Source organism: Amycolatopsis sp. 505 (assembly GCF_031625235.1).
Lineage (GTDB): Bacteria > Actinomycetota > Actinomycetes > Mycobacteriales > Pseudonocardiaceae > Amycolatopsis.
In genome coordinates this window covers 1-1,266 of the sequence record NZ_JACKQP010000026.1, presented here as the reverse complement: position 1 = coordinate 1,266, position 1,266 = coordinate 1, and the positions used below count along the sequence as shown (strand labels likewise).

The 1,266-nt window shown below is 68.1% G+C and carries 2 protein-coding genes; both read right to left on the bottom strand.

The window, feature by feature from the left end; all coding sequences use genetic code 11:
- Positions 1-34: 34 nt before the first annotated feature.
- Positions 35-916: an IS3 family transposase gene (locus H5965_RS45960; protein ID WP_310977637.1), complete on the bottom strand. Its 882-nt coding sequence runs from the start codon at positions 914-916 to the stop codon at positions 35-37.
- Positions 913-1,074 (bottom strand): hypothetical protein, encoded by a 162-nt coding sequence (locus H5965_RS45955; RefSeq protein ID WP_310977636.1) that lies wholly within the window; start codon positions 1,072-1,074, stop codon positions 913-915. The genes H5965_RS45960 and H5965_RS45955 overlap by 4 nt, the downstream gene beginning before the upstream one ends.
- Between the last annotated feature and the right edge of the window lie 192 nt (positions 1,075-1,266).

The window sequence follows — 1,266 nt, the reverse complement described above, 5'->3', positions numbered from 1 at the left end:
GTGGAGTTGCCCCGGTGAGGCGGACACGGGGTTTTCAGGCAGCCGGGGCCTGACGATAGTTGGTTCGGGTTTCGGCTGGGGTGTTGTGGCCGTTGGTGGAGTGCAGCCGGTGGTGGTTGTAGTAGCGCAGCCAGGTGAACACGTCCTGGCGGGCCTGGGCGCGGGTCCGCCAGATCGACGTGCCGATCTCGGTCTTGAGCGTGGCGAAGAAGGCTTCGGCGACGGCGTTGTCGTAGCAGGACCCGACGCGCCCCACCGACGGGCGGATCCGGTGTTCGGCAAGGGCGGCGCGGAACTGGCCGGAGGTGTATTGGACGCCGCGGTCGGAATGAAATACCGCGTCGGGCTGGATGAGGCCGCGGGCGGTGGCGAGGTCGATCGCGTCGCAGACGAGGTCGGTGCGCATGTGGTCGGCCATGGCGTGGCCGATGATTTCGCGGGTGTGCAGGTCGATGACGGTGGCCAGATAGAGCCAGCCTTCGAAGGTGGGCAGGCAGGTGATGTCCCCGACCATGCGTTGCCCGGGGGCGGTGGCGGTGAAGTCGCGGCGGATCAGATCACCGACCGGGGTGACCGGGCCGGCCGCGGGCCGGGTCAACGCTCGGCGTTTGCGGCGGGTGATCCCGGCCAGCCCATGTTCGCGCATCAGCCGCTCGACCCGCTTGTGGTTCACCACAATCCCGCGGCGGTGCAGCTGGGCGGTGATCCGGGGGACGCCGTAGGCACCCCGGTGTTCGGCGTGGATTTCGGTGATCAGCCGGACCAGCTCACCCTCGGCTTCCGCCCGTGCTGCCCGGGCCGTCTCGGCGGCGACCCATTCGTGGAAGCCCTGCCGGCGCAAGCCCAGGACCTGGCACAACCGCTTCACACCGAACTCGGTGCGGTGTTCGGAGATGAACCGGTAGCGGTAGATCATCGATCCATCTCGCGCGCAAAATAGGCGGCCGCTTTCCGCAGGATCTCCTTCTCCTTCTCCAGCTCAGCGACCTGCTTGCGCAACCGCGTCACCTCATCGGTCACCGCCGGGTCCTCCGCCGGCGGGCCGGCCTCCGCGGCCTGCTTGGCGGTGTTCACCCACGAGCGCAGGGTCTCGTGGTTGACCCCAGCTCCCGGGCGATCTGCCGTAATGGCCGGTCACTCGAGTTGACCAGCTCGATCGCGTCGCGACGGAACTGCTCCGGGTACTTCGACCTGCGGGACATCGGGACATCCTCCCTCCAGACCACTGTCTGGAATCAAGGTGTCCGGCCCCAGGGGGCAACTCCA